At 53.9% G+C, this 17180-nt stretch carries 16 protein-coding genes; 3 read left to right on the forward strand and 13 right to left on the reverse strand.

From position 1 onward, the window contains the following. The 8 genes from NA986_RS14805 to napF form a co-directional block, all read right to left on the reverse strand. Positions 1-191: ATP-binding cassette domain-containing protein (locus NA986_RS14805; RefSeq protein WP_117381492.1), on the reverse strand; the 191-nt coding region annotated here is incomplete at its 3' end. A gap of 20 nt (positions 192-211) precedes the next feature. Further along, positions 212-814 (reverse strand): cytochrome c-type protein NapC, encoded by a 603-nt coding sequence (gene napC / locus NA986_RS14810; protein ID WP_023215889.1) that lies wholly within the window; start codon positions 812-814, stop codon positions 212-214. A gap of 9 nt (positions 815-823) precedes the next feature. Continuing rightward, on the reverse strand, positions 824-1273 hold the full coding sequence (gene napB / locus NA986_RS14815) for a nitrate reductase cytochrome c-type subunit (RefSeq protein ID WP_000835182.1): 450 nt from the start codon (positions 1271-1273) through the stop codon (positions 824-826). A gap of 115 nt (positions 1274-1388) precedes the next feature. Then, positions 1389-2258: a quinol dehydrogenase ferredoxin subunit NapH gene (gene napH / locus NA986_RS14820; RefSeq protein ID WP_000013528.1), complete on the reverse strand. Its 870-nt coding sequence runs from the start codon at positions 2256-2258 to the stop codon at positions 1389-1391. Further along, on the reverse strand, positions 2245-2940 hold the full coding sequence (gene napG, locus NA986_RS14825) for a ferredoxin-type protein NapG (RefSeq protein ID WP_023215890.1): 696 nt from the start codon (positions 2938-2940) through the stop codon (positions 2245-2247). The genes napH and napG overlap by 14 nt, the downstream gene beginning before the upstream one ends. A gap of 6 nt (positions 2941-2946) precedes the next feature. Next, the gene (gene napA / locus NA986_RS14830; protein ID WP_000778097.1) at positions 2947-5433 is read right to left on the reverse strand and encodes a nitrate reductase catalytic subunit NapA; all 2487 of its coding nucleotides are present in this window, start codon (positions 5431-5433) and stop codon (positions 2947-2949) included. Beyond that, the gene (napD, locus tag NA986_RS14835; protein WP_001260058.1) at positions 5430-5693 is read right to left on the reverse strand and encodes a chaperone NapD; all 264 of its coding nucleotides are present in this window, start codon (positions 5691-5693) and stop codon (positions 5430-5432) included. Before napD ends, napA begins: the two co-directional genes overlap by 4 nt. After that, positions 5683-6174, reverse strand: coding sequence for a ferredoxin-type protein NapF (gene napF, locus NA986_RS14840; RefSeq protein WP_000228072.1), 492 nt, complete (start codon positions 6172-6174; stop codon positions 5683-5685). The genes napD and napF overlap by 11 nt, the downstream gene beginning before the upstream one ends. A gap of 413 nt (positions 6175-6587) precedes the next feature. Here napF and eco point away from each other — a divergent pair, with 413 nt between their 5' ends. Next, entirely contained in the window at positions 6588-7082 is a 495-nt protein-coding gene (gene eco, locus NA986_RS14845) for a serine protease inhibitor ecotin (RefSeq protein WP_023165762.1), read from the forward strand. A 199-nt stretch (positions 7083-7281) separates the two neighbouring features. Here eco and NA986_RS14850 read toward each other — a convergent pair whose 3' ends face one another. The 5 genes from NA986_RS14850 to NA986_RS14870 form a co-directional block, all read right to left on the reverse strand. Further along, the gene (locus NA986_RS14850; protein ID WP_000421584.1) at positions 7282-8925 is read right to left on the reverse strand and encodes a multidrug ABC transporter permease/ATP-binding protein; all 1644 of its coding nucleotides are present in this window, start codon (positions 8923-8925) and stop codon (positions 7282-7284) included. A 75-nt stretch (positions 8926-9000) separates the two neighbouring features. Beyond that, positions 9001-9651 carry a DNA oxidative demethylase AlkB gene (gene alkB, locus NA986_RS14855; protein WP_023216178.1) on the reverse strand — a complete coding sequence of 217 codons (651 nt, stop codon included), beginning with the start codon at positions 9649-9651 and terminating at the stop codon, positions 9001-9003. A 2-nt stretch (positions 9652-9653) separates the two neighbouring features. After that, a complete protein-coding gene (gene ada, locus NA986_RS14860) occupies positions 9654-10715 on the reverse strand; it encodes a bifunctional DNA-binding transcriptional regulator/O6-methylguanine-DNA methyltransferase Ada (RefSeq protein ID WP_000975968.1) in 1062 nt (353 codons plus the stop codon). 80 nt (positions 10716-10795) lie between these two features. Continuing rightward, on the reverse strand, positions 10796-11848 hold the full coding sequence (gene apbE / locus NA986_RS14865; protein ID WP_000784304.1) for an FAD:protein FMN transferase ApbE: 1053 nt from the start codon (positions 11846-11848) through the stop codon (positions 10796-10798). 114 nt (positions 11849-11962) lie between these two features. Beyond that, positions 11963-13099, reverse strand: a complete 1137-nt coding sequence (locus NA986_RS14870; RefSeq protein WP_000865521.1) for a porin OmpC — start codon at positions 13097-13099, stop codon at positions 11963-11965. A gap of 728 nt (positions 13100-13827) precedes the next feature. On the opposite strand from NA986_RS14870, the gene rcsD reads away from it, so the two are divergent. Further along, positions 13828-16497 (forward strand): phosphotransferase RcsD, encoded by a 2670-nt coding sequence (gene rcsD, locus NA986_RS14875; protein WP_000083204.1) that lies wholly within the window; start codon positions 13828-13830, stop codon positions 16495-16497. A 16-nt stretch (positions 16498-16513) separates the two neighbouring features. Beyond that, complete coding sequence (gene rcsB, locus NA986_RS14880) at positions 16514-17164, forward strand: response regulator transcription factor RcsB (protein WP_001061919.1); 651 nt, start codon at positions 16514-16516, stop codon at positions 17162-17164. Positions 17165-17180 lie beyond the last annotated feature (16 nt).

Here is a 17180-nt window from a genome sequence, read left to right on the forward strand (position 1 = left end):
GGCTCGCCCTGCCAGTACACCTCGCCGCCGTCCGGGCGCGCCAGCCCGGTCAGCAGGCGCAGCAGGGTGGTTTTTCCCGCGCCGTTGCCGCCGGTGACCTGCACCCACTCCCCGGCCTCCACGGTGAACGACAGCCCGCGAAACAGCGTCCTCTCGTCCCGCTCGCAGTACAGATCTCTGGCTTCAAGCATTCCCACTCATCAACGTCCTGTCAGAAACCTGGTTTAACATCACGCATATCCGGCAGTTTATGCGCGATCCCTTTGTGGCAATCGATACAGGTCTGTCCATCTTTTACCGCCTGATCGTGCATTTTCGCCGCGACGCCTTTTTGCGCGGTCAGATCCATAAAGTCGAAATTGTGGCAGTTACGGCATTCCTGCGAGTTGTTGTTTTTCATGCGCCGCCACTCATTTTGTGCCATTGTCAGGCGATGAGCTTCAAATTTCTGCGGTGTATCTATCAGCCCAAATACCTTCGCGTACAGCTCTTTACTGGCTTTGATCTTACGGATCATCTTCGGCCCCCACTCATGCGGCACATGGCAGTCAGGACAGGTGGCGCGAACGCCACTACGGTTGTTGTAGTGGACGGTTTCCATATACTCTTCATACACCGTGTTGCGCATTTCATGGCAGCTAATACAAAACTCTTCGGTGTTAGCCTTTTCCATTCCGGTATTGAAGCCGCCCCAGAAGATGATGCCGCCGATAAAACCGATTAACAGCAGCGTCCCCAACGCCAGGCGGCTGGGGCTGCGCCACCATCGCCAGACGCGCTTTATCCAGCCGGGTTTACGGTTAGAATTTTCCATAATGACCTCTTATTTCCCGTAACCTTGCGAGGGGGTAAAGGTATTGTCGATAATCGGCGCGGTATCAGACTGCGGTACGTGGCACTGCAGGCAGAAATAACGACGCGGCGCGACGTTGCCCGACACTTTACCGTCGCTGTCCATAAAGTGCGTCGGACTGATACGCGGCGCGCCCGTCGTACGATAACTTTCCACGCCGTGGCATTGCAGACAGCGGTTGGTATTGGTCGTCACCTGGTAGCCCTCGACGCTGTGCGGGATCATCGGCGGCTGGTTGACGTAATTTAGCGGCATACGTTCCTGCTCTTTCGGCATACGAATCGCCCCTTCCTGCGTCCCGGATACTTCCGGCGACTGGCTCAGATCCACTCCGTTTGCCGCCCAAACCGCACCACTTACCACCAGGGCAAGCGTGGCCATCCATTGACACAGCGCTTTCATCAGGTCATGGCTTTTCATTGTTTCGCTCCCGAACTCCATCGCATTTACACTTCATCCTTCGAGCTGCCTCTTTGTTGGCTGCGCTCGAAAATCCCAGTCACATCGTTATCTATGCTCCCGGGGATTTCCTCGCTTACCGCCGCGATGCATCCCGAATGATGTTGTGTATCGTTATTGTAAAAACATCCTCAGAACAGACATCCACGCAGCGACCGCAGGTCATGCAGTCGCGGTGAGTGACCTGCGCCGGGCTTTGCTCATCCAGCACCGGCGCACGTAGCACATGCGGTTCCGGGCAAACATGAAAACAATCCATACAGCGATTACATTTCTCACGTTTTTTGGCCGTCACGGTCACTACGCCTTTACTGCCCAGCACGCCATACAGCGCGCCCATCGGGCAAATATGACCGCACCAGCCGTGCTCAACGACTAATAAATCAAATAAAAACAAAGCAATAATCAGCAACGCGCCGCTACTAAATCCCATAATCAGACTACGACCTAACAGCGACACGGGATTAATCCATTCCCACAGCAGCGTGCCGGTCAACGCCGAACCGATTAACACCACCACCAGAAGGACGTACCGTATATGGCGTGGAATCGTCGCAGACTGGTTCAGGTCAAATTTCCTGCGCATCCAGTTAGCCAAATCGGTAACGGGGTTTAGCGGGCAAACCCAACTGCAAAATAATCGCTTTCCCGCCAGCGCATACAGCACAGCGATAATCACTGCTCCCGTCAGCGCCACGGTAGCGGGAAGATGTCCACTGGCGAGACTTTCCAGGGTAATCAGCGGATCGGTCAACGGGAGGGTATCGAACAGCAAACTACTGCTGTAGTTGCCATGCAAAACCCAAAAGCCCAGCCACGGGCCGCTGAGAAACATCCCCAGCACCATAAACTGGCTGATACGGCGTAACACCAGCCAGCGGTGGCTACGCCACCAGCCTTTTTTCGCCCGCGCTTCTCGCCCGGCGTCGCGTTTACGATTTGCCATCTTTCCCCTCCAGCCAGCCGAAGCGGTAATGGTGTCCTAACACCCCTTTCGCCAATGACAACGGCAACACTTTTATCGCTGGTTGCTCCAGTACGCAGACTTTTTCGCATTTGCCGCAGCCGGTACAGGCGTCGCTGTGTACGGTGGGCAGAAAGCGCGCATGTTTGCCGGTGCGCATGTTGCGATCCAGCTCCAGCGTGATGGCCTCATCGATTTTCGGGCATTCGCGGTAACAAACGTCGCAGCGCAGCCCCTGAAAGTTGAGGCAGTTTTCCTGATCCAGCAGCACCGCCAGCCCCATGCGCGAGTCATCAATGGAGGCGATATCTTTATTCAGCGCCCCGCTGGGGCAGACTTTGGCGCACGGAATGTCTTCACACATTTCGCAGGGGATGTCGCGAGCGACGAAATAGGGCGTGCCTGCCGATAGCCCGGAGGCCAGCGTCGCCAGTTTTAGCGTGTCGTATGGACACGCCTGAACGCACTGCCCGCAGCGCACACAGGCGCTGGCGAAGACATTTTCATTCAGCGCGCCAGGCGGACGCAGCCGCACGCCCGATGCGCGCGCGGTTTGCTGTTGCAAGCCCAGCGCCACGCCAACCGCCGCCAGCCCGCCCGCAGTGCGCACAACATCACGCAGGAAGCGGCGGCGGCCATTTTGGGGTTTCGCTGTACGGGACATAACGCGTTACACCTTCGCCAGCTTAACGGCGCACTTCTTGAAGTCCGTCTCTTTAGAGAGCGGGTCCGTCGCATCCAGCGTCAGGTTGTTCACTAGCTGAGCGGCATCGAAGAACGGCATATACACCAGTCCCTGCGGCGGACGGTTACGTCCACGCGTTTCGACAATCGAAATCACTTCGCCGCGGCGGGACGACACTTTAACCTTATCCCCACGACGCAGATCGCGCGCTTTCGCATCCAGCGGGTGAATAAAGACCACCGCTTCCGGGAAGGCGCGATGCAATTCAGGCACGCGGCGCGTCATACTGCCGGTATGCCAGTGTTCCAGCACGCGACCGGTGGAAAGCCACAGATCGTACTCGTTGTCCGGCGACTCCGCCGCAGGTTCAAATGGCAGCGCGAAGATCACCGCTTTGCCATCCGGTTTACCGTAGAATTTGTACCCTTCCCCCGCTTTTACATACGGGTCGTTGCCTTCGCTGTAACGCCATTGCGTCTCTTTGCCTTCGACGACCGGCCAGCGCAGACCGCGCGCGTTGTGGTAATCGTCGAACGGCGCCAGATCGTGCCCGTGGCCACGTCCAAACCAGGCGTATTCTTCAAACAGTCCTTTTTGCAGATAGAAGCCCAGCTCACGAGACTCATCGTTTAACTGATCCTCTTTCAGCTCGCTCAGCGGGAATTTGCTGACCGCCGGCGTGGCGAACAGAACGTCATACAGCGTTTTACCGCGCAGCTCCGGCTTCTGGGCCAGCAACGCCTCCGGCCAGACCTCCTCGGTTTTAAAACGACGGGAGAACTGCACCAGTTGCCAGAGGTCGGATTTAGCTTCGCCCGGCGCTTTAATTTGCTGACGCCAGAACTGCGTGCGGCGTTCGGCGTTGCCGTAAGCGCCTTCTTTCTCAACCCACATGGCGGTCGGCAGGATCAGATCCGCAGACAGCGCGCTCACCGTCGGGTAAGGATCGGAGACAATGATAAAGTTACGCGGATCGCGCCAGCCCGGCATCCGATCTTCATTGATGTTCGGCCCGGCCTGCATATTGTTATTACACATTACCCAGTAGACGTTCAGCTTGCCGTCTTTCAACGCGCGATCCTGCGCCACCGCGTGTAAACCCACTTTTGCCGGAATAGTGCCAGCGGGGATCTGCCAGTGTTTTTCGCAGATATCACGGTGTTTTTCGTTCGTCACGACCATGTCGGCGGGTAGACGGTGTGAGAAGGTTCCCACTTCACGCGCCGTACCGCAGGCGGAAGGCTGGCCGGTCAGCGAGAAAGGACCGCAGCCAGGCTGGGAGATTTTTCCGGTCAGCAGATGGAGGTTGTAAACCAGGTTATTCGCCCACACGCCGCGGGTATGCTGGTTAAAACCCATCGTCCAGTAAGAGATCACGCGCTTATTCGGATCGGCGTAGAGCTGCGCCAACTGTTCCAGTTGATCTTTCGGCACGCCGGTCATTTCAGCAGTCTTGTCCAACGTATATTCCGCCACGAAGGCTTTATACTCGTCGAAGCTCATCGGCTCGGAAGCATCGGAGCCCGGATTCTTCGCCGCTTTTTCCAGCGGGTGCGTCGGGCGTAAGCCGTAGCCGATATCCGTCGCCCCTTTACGCAGATTCACATGCTTTGTGAAGAAATCCTGATTTACCGCGTTGTTCTGAATAATGTAATTCGCGATATAGTTAAGGATCACCAGATCGCTTTGCGGGGTAAAGACAATACCGTTGTCCGCCAGCTCAAAGCTACGGTGCTGGAAGGTGGAGAGGACAGCGACTTTCACATTCGGGTCGGACAAACGGCGGTTAGTGATGCGCGACCATAAAATCGGGTGCATCTCCGCCATGTTGGAACCCCACAGCACAAACGCATCGGCCTGCTCAATATCGTCGTAGCAGCCCATCGGTTCATCCATGCCAAAGGTACGCATAAAGCCCACCACCGCCGAGGCCATGCAGTGACGCGCGTTCGGGTCAATGTTGTTAGAGCGGAAACCAGCCTTGAACAGTTTCGCGGCGGCATAGCCTTCCCAGATGGTCCATTGACCCGACCCAAACATGCCGATCGCTTCTGGTCCTTTCTCTTTCAGGGAGGTTTTAAACTTCTCTTCCATCACATCGAAGGCCTGTTCCCAGCTCACCGGCGTAAACTCGCCGTCTTTGTGATAGCTGCCGTCTTTCATGCGCAGCATCGGCTGCGTCAGACGATCTTTACCGTACATGATTTTGGGCAGGAAGTAGCCTTTAATGCAGTTCAGACCACGGTTGACCGGCGCGTCGGGGTCGCCCTGGCAGGCGACCACACGGCCCTGCTGCGTTCCCACCAACACACCGCAACCCGTTCCGCAAAAACGGCACGGCGCTTTATCCCATTTGATGGCTTCCTGCTGCCCGACAACGGCGCGGGCGACGCCCGGCACGCTCAGACCGGCAGCCGCCGCAGCGGCCGCAACGGCGTTAGCTTTCATAAAGCTACGACGACTGAGTTTCATGGTGTTTCCTCACCTTGCTCATCCTGCTGGTGATAAACCAGCGACACCGCCAGTACGCCCTCGACATTGCGTACTGACTCAATTGTTTGCATCAGCGTTTCACTCTGATCTGCTTCCGCCACCACGATCAGTTGCCCGCTTTCAACGTCGCTTAACGCGACTTCGCAACCCGGCAACGTGTTCAACTGTGTGCCAATGGCGGCGATGTTCTGACTTTTGGCCTGCACGACCAGGCTACAGACCTGCCAGTTAGTGCGCATGGTGGTTCTCCGCTTTGATGGCTGACACGGGACAGATAGCCACACACGCCCCGCATCCGTTACAGGCCTGCGAGTCAAGCTGCGGCTGGTAAATGCCGGATAGCGTGGGACGAAAGGTAATGGCCATAGGTTCACAACTGTCCTGGCAGCGATGGCACTCAACCGATTGCCTGGCGAGGCAGTTTTCCGTGAGCGTAAAAATCAGATCCCAGGCCCTGGTGTGGCGCGGAAGAAAAAGCGATTCAGTACAGGCCTGCGCGCAGGCATAACAAAAGCTGCACTCGCCCCGTTTGAAATCTACGCTCGGATATCCCCCCGTCCCTCGCTGCAGGATGTCGGCCTCACACGCCTGGATGCAGGCGTCGCAACGCAGACAATGTGCGAGAAAATAGGTTGTTTCTCTGGCCCACGGCGGAAGAATCCCATTGCTGGCGTTGCGCCAACTGCCGGTCAACATGCTTCGACGGGATAAATCAACCATGATATCGCCCTTCCATAACGACACGCTTCCATAGGGAGTGAATACCAATAAAAACCGTACAATTTATGAGTAGTTGTTTTTGTAAATAAGATATTTCAGGATGTGTAAGAGATGCATACCCCGATAGAGGTAAATGCTGTTGCCGGATCAAAAGAGTGCCGGGTAAAGACCCGTAAACGTGCTTTTTCTCACATTTCAATGAGTTATATAGCCATCTATATAACGAAAACCACTAATAGCTGATAATTTCATTTACATTATCAATATCGGAATATTCCACTATATAAAAAGACGCTATTTTATTAATAATCTTGAAAATATGAGTAAATACAGATTAATAGATAATATGAATGTGTTAATCTGTTGTCCGTGCATACCGAAAACAGCAGAAAGGAAATACTGTGAACAATCAAATGAAGATGTTTGTCCCTGCCGTCGTCTTCGCCGCCCTCGCCAGCGCCTCTGCCTGGGCTAACAATAGCGATACCGCCCAGCCGCTGGAGAAAATCGCCCCCTATCCGCAGGCGGAAAAAGGAATGAAGCGGCAAGTGATAACCCTTACCCCTCAGCAGGATGAATCTACCCTCAAAGTGGAACTGTTGATTGGCCAAACGCTGAATGTGGATTGTAACCAGCATCGCCTCGGCGGCACGCTGGAAACAAAAACGCTGGAAGGCTGGGGCTATGACTATTATGTCTTTGATAACGTCACCTCTCCGGTATCAACCATGATGGCCTGCCCTGAAGGTAAGAAAGAGCAAAAATTCGTCACCGCCTGGCTGGGTGAAGACGGGATGCTGCGCTACAACAGCAAGCTGCCGATCGTGGTGTATACCCCGGCGAATGTGGACGTGAAATACCGCATCTGGAAAGCGGACGCTAACGTACAGAACGCCGTCACGCGATAACGTTACGCTGCCCGGTCACACTTACCGGGCATCTGAACACGCCGGCTCACGCAGCGCTCCGGGGTTCTTTTCAAAACACGTCTGGAAATCCGCTCGCCCGCCGCAAGAAATAACCCGATGCCTGGTGGCGACGCGTGGCATCTTATCAGGCCTACCCGCGTGCGGACGTAGGGCTGCCATCAGGCGGTTCATCCGGCCATTACGCAGTACGCGCAACCGCATCACGCGAGGCGGCATCACGTTCGTCGCCGGTGAGTTCGGTTAGCTGTCCGTTACGCATTTCAAGCAGACGATCGGCGTGAATAAAATAGTGATCATCATGGCTGATGGCGAAAATGGTTTTGCCCATTTCCTGCATTAACGGCAACAGTACCTGATAAAATTCCCGGCGGAAATGCGGGTCCTGATCGGCGGCCCACTCATCCAGCAAAATAATATCGCGCTCTTCCGCCAGCGCCAGCAGCAGCGCAATGCGCTTTTTTTGCCCTTTCGACAGTTTAAGATTCAAAATGCGCCCGTCGTTTAGCTCCAGCTTGTGCGTCATTTTCAGGTGCTCAAGCCACTTTTCGACCAGAGCGGGATTGGCGGGTTTCCCCTGCGGCCCCAGCAGGCGGTCGAATAACCACACATCGGTGAACACCGCAGAAAACAGTTTGCGATAATCTTCCGGCTGTCCGGCGGCAATAGGTTGACCATCAAGTAAAATCGTTCCCGATTGCGGCTGGTATAATCCGGTCAATAACATGGCCAGCGTCGATTTCCCGCTACCGTTGCCGCCAATTAAAAACAGCAGTTCGCCGCGGTGAATCGTCAGGTTGATGGGCCCCACGGAAAACGCGTTATCCTGATAGTGAAAAACCACGTTGCGCAGCTCCAGCGTCTTCCAGTCGGGAAAGGCTTTCGGCTGTGGAAAATCAGGCTTATACGGGGCGAGCGCGAATTTATTCAGTTTATTAAACGCCACCTGGGCGGTCAGTAGCGTTGGCAACGCCCCCACCGCAGACAGCAGCGGCGTGCGCAGGAACAGCAACGTCAGTGAATAGGTCGCCGCGACGTTGGTATCCGCCCAGCCGAGACTATTCGCCATCCAGAAGACCAGGCCTATCGCCCCCAGCATCATGATATTCGACCAGTTGACGGCGCTCAGATGAAAAGTATCGGCACGGATAATGTGATGACGGTACTCTTTGGCGTCCGGGATATAGCATTGCTGAAAAATCTGCTCCGCACGCTCGCGGTTTAGCGTCAGCTCTTTGCGTCCTTCCAGCACCGTCTGATAGTCGTTGTACAGCTTATCTTCGGTCTCGCGCAGGGTCGCCATATGCTGGTAAACCCGCGCCACCAGCACAAATCCGCCCCAGATAGTGACCGCCATCCAGATAGCCGTAACCAGCAGCATTTTTGTCGATAGCATCGCCAGATACGCCGCCGAGCCGACGGTGAGGATAATGCCCTGCACCAGCTCAGGCAGACGCACAAAGGCGATAGTAATATTGCGAATATCGCTGGTCAGACCGGCCAGTAAAGAGGCGCTGCCCAGTTGCTCAATGCGTTCAACGTGCGTATCCAGAATGCGCTTGATAAATTCGCTGCGCAGGCGGTAAACGAAATGGTGTCCCAGAGTGGTGAGCGCCAGTTGGGAACCTAATGTGACGACCATTAGCAACAGGAGCAGACCGAGAAATTCCGGCAGCACCATGACGGTGGTGTCCACCGTTTCAATCAGGCGCTGATTGATAAACGCGATCAGGCCAATCCCCAGCGCCGCGCTGGCGAGGCTCAGCGCCATCACGCTAATAAATGGCCAGCGGTACTGCCGCCAGACAAGAATAAGAAGTTCCATGCATACAACCCGGACCGATAATAACAGCCCGCAGTTTAACTAACTCCACCTGCACAGCAATAATAATTCTTATTTTTATTCTTTTTCAGCCGCCTGACGGAAGGTGAGATTGTAACGAAATTCACCGGTCATGGGATGAAAGCCCGCTTTAAGCGGCTGGATACCATGATAAAACAGACGGGACTCGCCGCCCCAGACCACGATATCGCCATGCTCCAGTAAGATCCGCTGGAGCGGATCGCTGCGACGCAGGCCGCCAAACTGAAAAACCGCCGGCACCCCCAACGAAACTGAGACGATAGGCGCGCGCAGATCCGGCTCGTCTTTATCCTGATGCAGCGACAGTTTTGCGCCGGGCGCGTAGCGATTGATCAGGCAGGCGTCCGGTTGGAAGCTCGCATACCCTGCCGCGATTGCCGCCTGACGACATACGCTGGCAAACGATAACGGCAGCGCAGGCCAGGGTTTATCGGTCAACGGATCGCACACGGCATAACAATAACCGTGACGATCGGTGGTCCACCCTAACGCGCCGCAGTTGGTCATCGCCACCGACATGGTGTAGCCGCCCGGCGTCACCATCTGACGAAACGGAGACTGACTGGCGACAAACCCGATATCGTCTAATAGCGACTGCGCCGCGCGAAACGCAAAGCGGCGCAACACCACCGCGCCAGGCGCCAGGGGCTCTTGCCAGGGCGCTTCATCAGCAAATAGATCCAGCATTGCTACTCCTCTTTTTGCGCTTCTCGCTTTAATAGCTGCGCTTTTCGACGCACGCCCCAACGATAACCGGAGAGCGCGCCATCGCGACGCACGACCCGATGACACGGGATCACCATCGCCAGTTTATTCGCGCCGCACGCGCTGGCGACCGCGCGTACCGCCGTGGGTTTGCCGATAGTCGCGGCAAGCTGTTGATAGCTTACGGTTTCGCCGCAGGGAATTGCGCATAACGCCTGCCAGACCTGCTGTTGAAACGCGGTTCCCTGGATATCCAGCGGCAACGAGAGCAGCACATCGCGTGTGTTGATAGCCGCGACAACCTGCCGCACCCGTTGCTGAAAAAGCGCGTCAGCAGGTTCGTGGCGGGCCGCCGGGAACAGGGTGTGTAATTCAGCCAGTAGCGCGTCGTCGCTATCACCGGGGAGAATCGCGCAAATCCCCCGCTCGCTCTCCGCCACCAGGCACCGTCCGTAAACCCAGTCCGTCAGCGCATAGCGAACGGAGACATTATCGCCGCCTTTGCGAAACTGTTTTGCCGTCATGCCCAGCGTCTGGTCGGCATGACGGTAGTAGCTACTGCTATCCGGGAAGCCGGCGCGATAAATAGCCGCCGTGATCGGCTCTCCTTTCGCCAACGCCTCACGCAGCCGCCGGGCGCGCCACGCCTGCTGCCACCCTTTCGGCGTCATACCGGTGCTCGCTTTAAACAAACGGTGCAGATGAAACGGACTCATCGCCACCGCCTGCGCCAGAGACGCCAGCGTTACCGGCGTCTCCTGCTCAAGCAAACGGCAGGCGCAGGCAATCTTATCCAACCGCCGTTGCTGCGCGCGCGCATTATCCGGCTGACAGCGCTTGCAGGGGCGAAAACCGGCGTCCAGCGCCTGCTGCGCGTTGGCAAAAAAGCGAACATTTTTACGTAACGCCCGCTTCGAGCGACAAGAAGGGCGGCAAAAAACGCCGGTGGTTCGCACCGCAAAAACGAAACGCCCATCCGCGCTGGCATCGCGCGCCTGCACCCGCAGCCAGCATTCATCATCGGTAAGTAACGCTTTTTTCATCATAGACTCCTTCATTAAGCATAGTGCTTGCTTACATGCAGTGTGTCCGTAAATCCGCCCACAAAAACCCGTAATCTTGCGTTTTAATTCTTATCGCTCACCAGGAACGTTTTGAACTGCGGCGACATCCAGGTTTTAAAGCCTTCACCTTCTTTCATGATCATAAATACCGCCAGCCCTTCCCGCCGCACGACCTCTTGCGCCTTTTGTGTACCGAGCACCATCAGGCCGGTGTCCCAGCCGTCCGCTTCCAGCGCAGTTGGCGCGATAACCGTAACCGATACCAGGTTGTGTTCAATGGGGCGCCCCGTTTGCGGATCGATAACGTGCGAGACACGCTTGCCATCCAGCTCATAATAGTTACGGTAGCTGCCGGAGGTGCTGATGCCATGCCCGTTGATATCCACAATCGCCTGCACCGCGTTTTCCCGGTCGGTCGGCTTCTGAATCGCGACGCGCCACGGCAGCCCTTGCGCATTCATCCCGCGACTGCTTAATGCGCCGCCCACCGAGACCAGATAACGCGCAATGCCCTCCTGCTCCATCAGACGCGCCAGATGATCCGCCGCATAGCCCTCCCCGACCGTGGAGAGATCAACATAAAGATCCGGCAGATCTTTTTGCAAAAACTGATGTCCAGCCCTGTCGATAACCTGCAAATGTTGCAGGCCTGTTTTCGCTTTTGCCGCATCGATTTGTGCTGGTGTTGGGATATGCAGCGGCTGCCGATCCGGCCCAAACCCCCACAGATTGACCAGCGGGCCCACGGTGATATCCATCGCGCCATCCGTCTTCGCGCCAATACGCAGCGCCGAGGTCACGATATCCGCCATGGCTTCGCTGACCGGCCAGGGCGCAAGGCTGCGTGAATGGTTAAAACGCATCAACGCGGAGTCATTTTTATAGGTAGAAAGCAACCAATCATCAGCATCAAGCTGAGTCTGGATTTTAGTCTGTAACTCTGCGGCGCGTTTCGCATCGATACCAACCACGCTCACCCGCCAGAGGGTCCCCATCGTTTTACCTTCCAGCACCTGAGCGGCAGGTGACGCTGTTGTCGTTTCGGGAGCCTCATCGCAGCCCATAAGTAAAAAAGCCGCCGCCAGACACACGGCCCGGCAAAAAGTCATTTTCATCGCTGTTTATCCTCATTCGAATGGACGCAAGCGTATATCAAAACGTCGTATTTGTACGCCGGAATAAGGCATGAAAAAAGGGCCCGCAGGCCCTTTAGCAACATCTTTTGCTGATTAGAACTGGTAAACCAGACCCAGCGCTACGATGTCGTCGGTGTTGATGCCCGCATCGCGGGTAAAGTCGTTTTTATCCAGCAGGTTGATTTTGTAATCAACATAGGTGGACATGTTTTTGTTGAAGTAGTAAGTCGCGCCGACATCAACATATTTTACGATGTCCTGGTCGCCATAGCTGGCGCCGTAGCCGTTGCTGATGTCCTTACCTTTAGACTGCAGGTAAGCCACAGACGGACGCAGACCAAAGTCGAACTGGTACTGAGCAACCACTTCAAAGTTCTGCGCTTTGTTGGCAAAACCGTAAGAGGTGGACTTATTGTTGCCGTTAGAGGTACCAAAACGGGTTGCGTTATAGGTCTGAGAATACTGCGCTGCCAGATAGATGTTGTTCGCATCGTATTTCAGGCCGCCGGTGTAGACCGTAGCGCGATCGCCGTTACCATACAGGTGTTCGTCAGCGGTGTTGTTCTGATCGGCAGTACGTTTAGACGTGGTGATAGCGCCACCGACAGAGAAGCCTTCGCCGATTGCATAAGTCAGCGATCCGCCGTAACCGTCACCGTTCTGGTTCAGCAGGCTGCGACCGTTGGTGTTTTCACCGCTCACGCTGCCGTTTTTGCCCTGATACTGCAACGCGAAGTCCAGGCCATCCACCAGGCCGAAGAAGTCGGTGTTACGGTAAGTGGCATAGCCGTTACCACGCTGCTGCATAAAGTTGTCAGCGCCGTAGGTGTCGCCGCCGAACTCCGGCAGAACATCGGTCCAGGAGGTCACATCATAGGTTACGCCGTAGTTACGACCATAATCGAAGGAACCTGCGTCAGCGAATTTCAGACCCGCAAACGCCACACGCGTCCAGGAGTCGTTGCTGCCTTCAGTCTGGTTGCCCTGAATCTGATATTCCCACTGGCCATAACCGGTCAGCTGATCGTTAACCTGCGTTTCGCCTTTGAAGCCGATACGCATGTAGGTCTGGTCGCCGTCGCTGCCTTTGTCGTCAGAGAAGTAGTGCAGGCCATCAACTTTACCAAACAGGTCTAATTTGTTGCCGTCTTTATTATAAATTTCAGCCGCATTCGCTGCGCCCGCCACCAGCAGAGCTGGTACCAGGAGGGACAGTACTTTAACTTTCATGTTATTAACCCTCTGTTATATGCCTTTATTGCTTTTTTATGCCACTGCTTACTGGTTAACCCTCATTAACCAGTCGGCAAGTCCATTCTCCGCAAAAATACAGAATAATCCAACACGAATATGATACTAAAACTTTTAAGATGTTACAGTTATCTACATAGATGTTTCAAAATATGAATTTTACGGAACTTTTTTAAAGCAAAAATCAAGTAAAAATAAGCACAAATAGACAAAATATATTCACGAAACTTTTAAAATCAACGGGTTAAATTGATGAAATTCATAGCACTGAATGATAAAACAGAATCTTCATTCGCAACTAAAATAGTGACCGCTATCATCATTAACTTTATTTATTACCGTCATTCACTTCTGAATGTCTGTTTACCCCTATTTCAACCGGATGCTTCGCATTCGGTTTTTTTTAGCCTTTTTCAGACACACCCGGCTGATTTATGCTACCTGCCTAAAACTATCACGGTTATTCACTACACTCCCCTGCTCGACCGTTCGTAAGACATTAGCAAATAATTTCTTGATATTTAGTGCTAAACATTTATAAGTAGTCTTTATATTTGTACCGTTTTGCGAAGGTTGTACGCTTTTCCCGTCCCGCCGACGGAGCGCGTGTTAAGTTGCCCGGCATGACGTAAGAGTCTGGAAATTCATTCATTACCCTTTATACTGCCCTTCACCTTCAGCGTTGCTTTTACAGGTCGTAAACATAAATGAGTCAGTCTGACACAACGGTCTCTACCCGATTCTCCCTTCTACCGGGAAGCATTACCCGTTTCTTCTTATTGCTGATCATTGTGCTGCTGGTAACGATGGGCGTTATGGTACAGAGCGCCGTCAACGCCTGGTTGAAAGACAAAAGCTATCAAATTGTCGATATCACCCACGCTATTCATAAACGCGTGGATACCTGGCGGTATGTTACCTGGCAAATTTATGACAACATCGCCGCGACCACTACGCCATCGACAGGTGAAGGACTTCAGGAAACGCGTCTGAAGCAGGATGTGTATTATCTTGAAAAGCCGCGACGTAAAACTGAAGCGCTGATTTTCGGTTCCCATGACAGCGCCACGCTGGAAATGACGCAGCGTATGTCAACTTATCTGGATACGCTGTGGGGCGCGGAAAACGTGCCGTGGTCAATGTATTACCTCAACGGACAGGATAACAGCCTGATTCTTATCTCTACCCTACCGTTGAAAGATCTCTCTTCCGGCTTTAAAGAGTCCACTATTGGCAATATCGTCGATTCCCGCCGGGCAGAGATGTTGCAGCAGGCGAATGCGCTGGATGAGCGCGAAAGTTTCTCCTCATTGCGAAAACTGGCCTGGCAAAACGGTCACTATTTTACGCTGCGCACGACCTTCAATCAGCCAGGACATCTGGCAACCGTGGTGGCGTTTGATCTGCCCATTAATGATTTAATCCCGCCGGGAATGCCGCTGGACAGTTTTCGGATAGAGCCTGACGCAACCCAGGCGACGGGGCGAAGCAGTGAAAAGGAAGCGCCTGATAGCGTCACGATTAGCTTTAACGGTTCAAAAATTGAGATCTCCTCAGCGCTTAACTCTACCGGAATGCGCCTGATCTGGCAGGTACCGTTCGGTACGCTTTTGCTTGATACGCTGCAAAATATTTTGCTGCCTTTACTGCTGAACATCGGGCTGCTGGCGTTGGCGTTATTTGGCTACGCCACGTTCCGTCATCAGCCGGGACGGACGACGGAATCGACATCCGGCAACGCGGCGAATAACGAGCTTCGCGTCTTACGCGCCATTAATGAAGAGATCGTTTCTCTGCTGCCGCTGGGTCTGCTGGTCTACGATCAGGAAGGCAACCGCACCGTGATCAGCAATAAAATCGCCGATCATCTGTTGCCGCATCTTAACCTGCAAAATATTACCAGCATGGCGGAACAGCATCAGGGCGTGATTCAGGCGACAATTAATAACGAACTGTATGAGATCCGTCTGTTTCGCAGCCAGATCGCTCCCCGCACGCAGATCTTTATTATTCGCGATCAGGACCGGGAAGTGCTGGTGAATAAGAAGCTTAAACAGGCGCAGCGTTTGTATGAGAAGAATCAGCAGGGCCGCGCCGCCTTTATGCAAAATATCAGCAACACGCTTAAAGAGCCCGTACGCCAACTGGCGGTTAACGCCGCGGCAGTCACCACGCCGGAAAGCCTGAAACTGGCGGATCAGGCGGATGTATTGGTACGTATGATCGATGAAATCCAACTGGCGAATATGCTGGAAAATGACGCATGGAAAAGCGAAGCAACACTGTTCTCCCTGCAGGATCTTATTGACGAAGTCGTGCCGGAAGTGCTGCCCGCCATTAAGCGTAAAGGGCTGCAACTGCTGATTAATAACCATCTTAGCGGCAACGATGAACGCTGGGGCGATCGCGACGCCCTGCGCCGGATTTTGCTGCTGTTGATTCAGTATGCCGTCACAACGACCGCTATAGGTAAAATTACGCTTGAAGTCGAGCAGGATGAATCTATCGCGGAACGTCTGACTTTCCGTATTCTGGATACGGGCGAAGGTGTAACGTTAAACGAGATTGATAATCTGCATTTCCCGTATATGAATGAAACGCAGGGCGATCGTTACGGCAAAGCGAATCCGCTCACCTTCTGGCTGTGCAATCAACTGGCGCGCAAACTGGGCGGTCATCTCAACATTAAAGCGCGAGAAACGCTGGGCACGCGCTATACCGTTCATGTCAAAATGCTTCCCCACGATCAGCATACTCAGGTCGAAGAGCGCCTGCTGGACGACGTGAGCGTGATGGTCGATGTGACGTCCAACGAGGTTCGCGCGATTGTGCTGCGTCAGTTAGAAAACTGGGGCGCCACCTGCATCACGCCGGATGAAAGGCAGATAAGTCAAGAATATGATCTCTTTTTAACGGATAATCCGTCTAATCTTACTGCCTCGGGCTTGCTTTTAAGCGATGATGAGTCAGGCGTGCGGAAAATTGGCCCGGGTCAGTTGCGCGTCAACTTTAATATGAGCAATGCTATGCAGGAAGCTGTACTACAACTTATCGAAGAGCAGCTGGCGCAGGAAGAGATTCCCGCCTCCCCGCTCGGCGGAGATGAAAATGCCGAGCTTCATGCCAGCGGCTATTATGCGCTATTTGTAGACACAGTACCGGATGATGTTAAGAGGTTGTATACTGAGGCGGCAACCAGCGATTTCGCTGCGCTGGCCCAAACGGCTCACCGCCTGAAAGGGGTGTTTGCCATGCTTAATCTGGTACCCGGCAAGCAGTTATGTGAAACGCTGGAACATCTGATTCGTGAGAAAGATGCTCCAGGTATAGAAAAATATATCAGCGACATTGACGCCTACGTCAAAAGCTTGCTGTAGCAAGGTAGCCCAATACATGAACAATATGAACGTAATTATTGCCGATGACCACCCGATTGTACTGTTCGGTATTCGCAAATCACTTGAACAAATCGAGTGGGTGAATGTTGTCGGCGAATTTGAAGATTCCACAGCATTGATCAACAACCTGCCGAAATTAGATGCGCATGTGTTGATCACTGACCTCTCCATGCCGGGAGATAAATACGGCGATGGGATCACCTTGATCAAGTACATCAAGCGTCATTTTCCGAGCCTGTCTATTATCGTTCTGACCATGAACAACAATCCGGCGATCCTGAGCGCCGTGTTGGATCTTGATATTGAAGGGATCGTACTCAAGCAGGGTGCGCCAACCGATCTGCCTAAGGCGCTGGCCGCGCTGCAAAAAGGCAAAAAATTCACCCCGGAAAGCGTTTCTCGTCTGCTGGAGAAAATCAGCGCAGGCGGTTACGGCGATAAGCGCCTGTCGCCAAAAGAGAGCGAAGTATTACGCCTGTTCGCCGAGGGTTTCCTGGTCACCGAAATCGCCAAGAAGCTCAACCGCAGCATTAAGACCATCAGCAGCCAGAAGAAATCGGCGATGATGAAACTGGGCGTAGAGAATGATATCGCGCTGCTCAACTATCTCTCTTCCGTCACCCTGAGTCCGACAGACAAAGAATAAATCACTTTTATGTTAC

The sequence above is a fragment of the Salmonella sp. NW177 genome (assembly GCF_051811585.1).
GTDB classification, from domain to species: Bacteria; Pseudomonadota; Gammaproteobacteria; order Enterobacterales; family Enterobacteriaceae; genus Salmonella; species Salmonella enterica.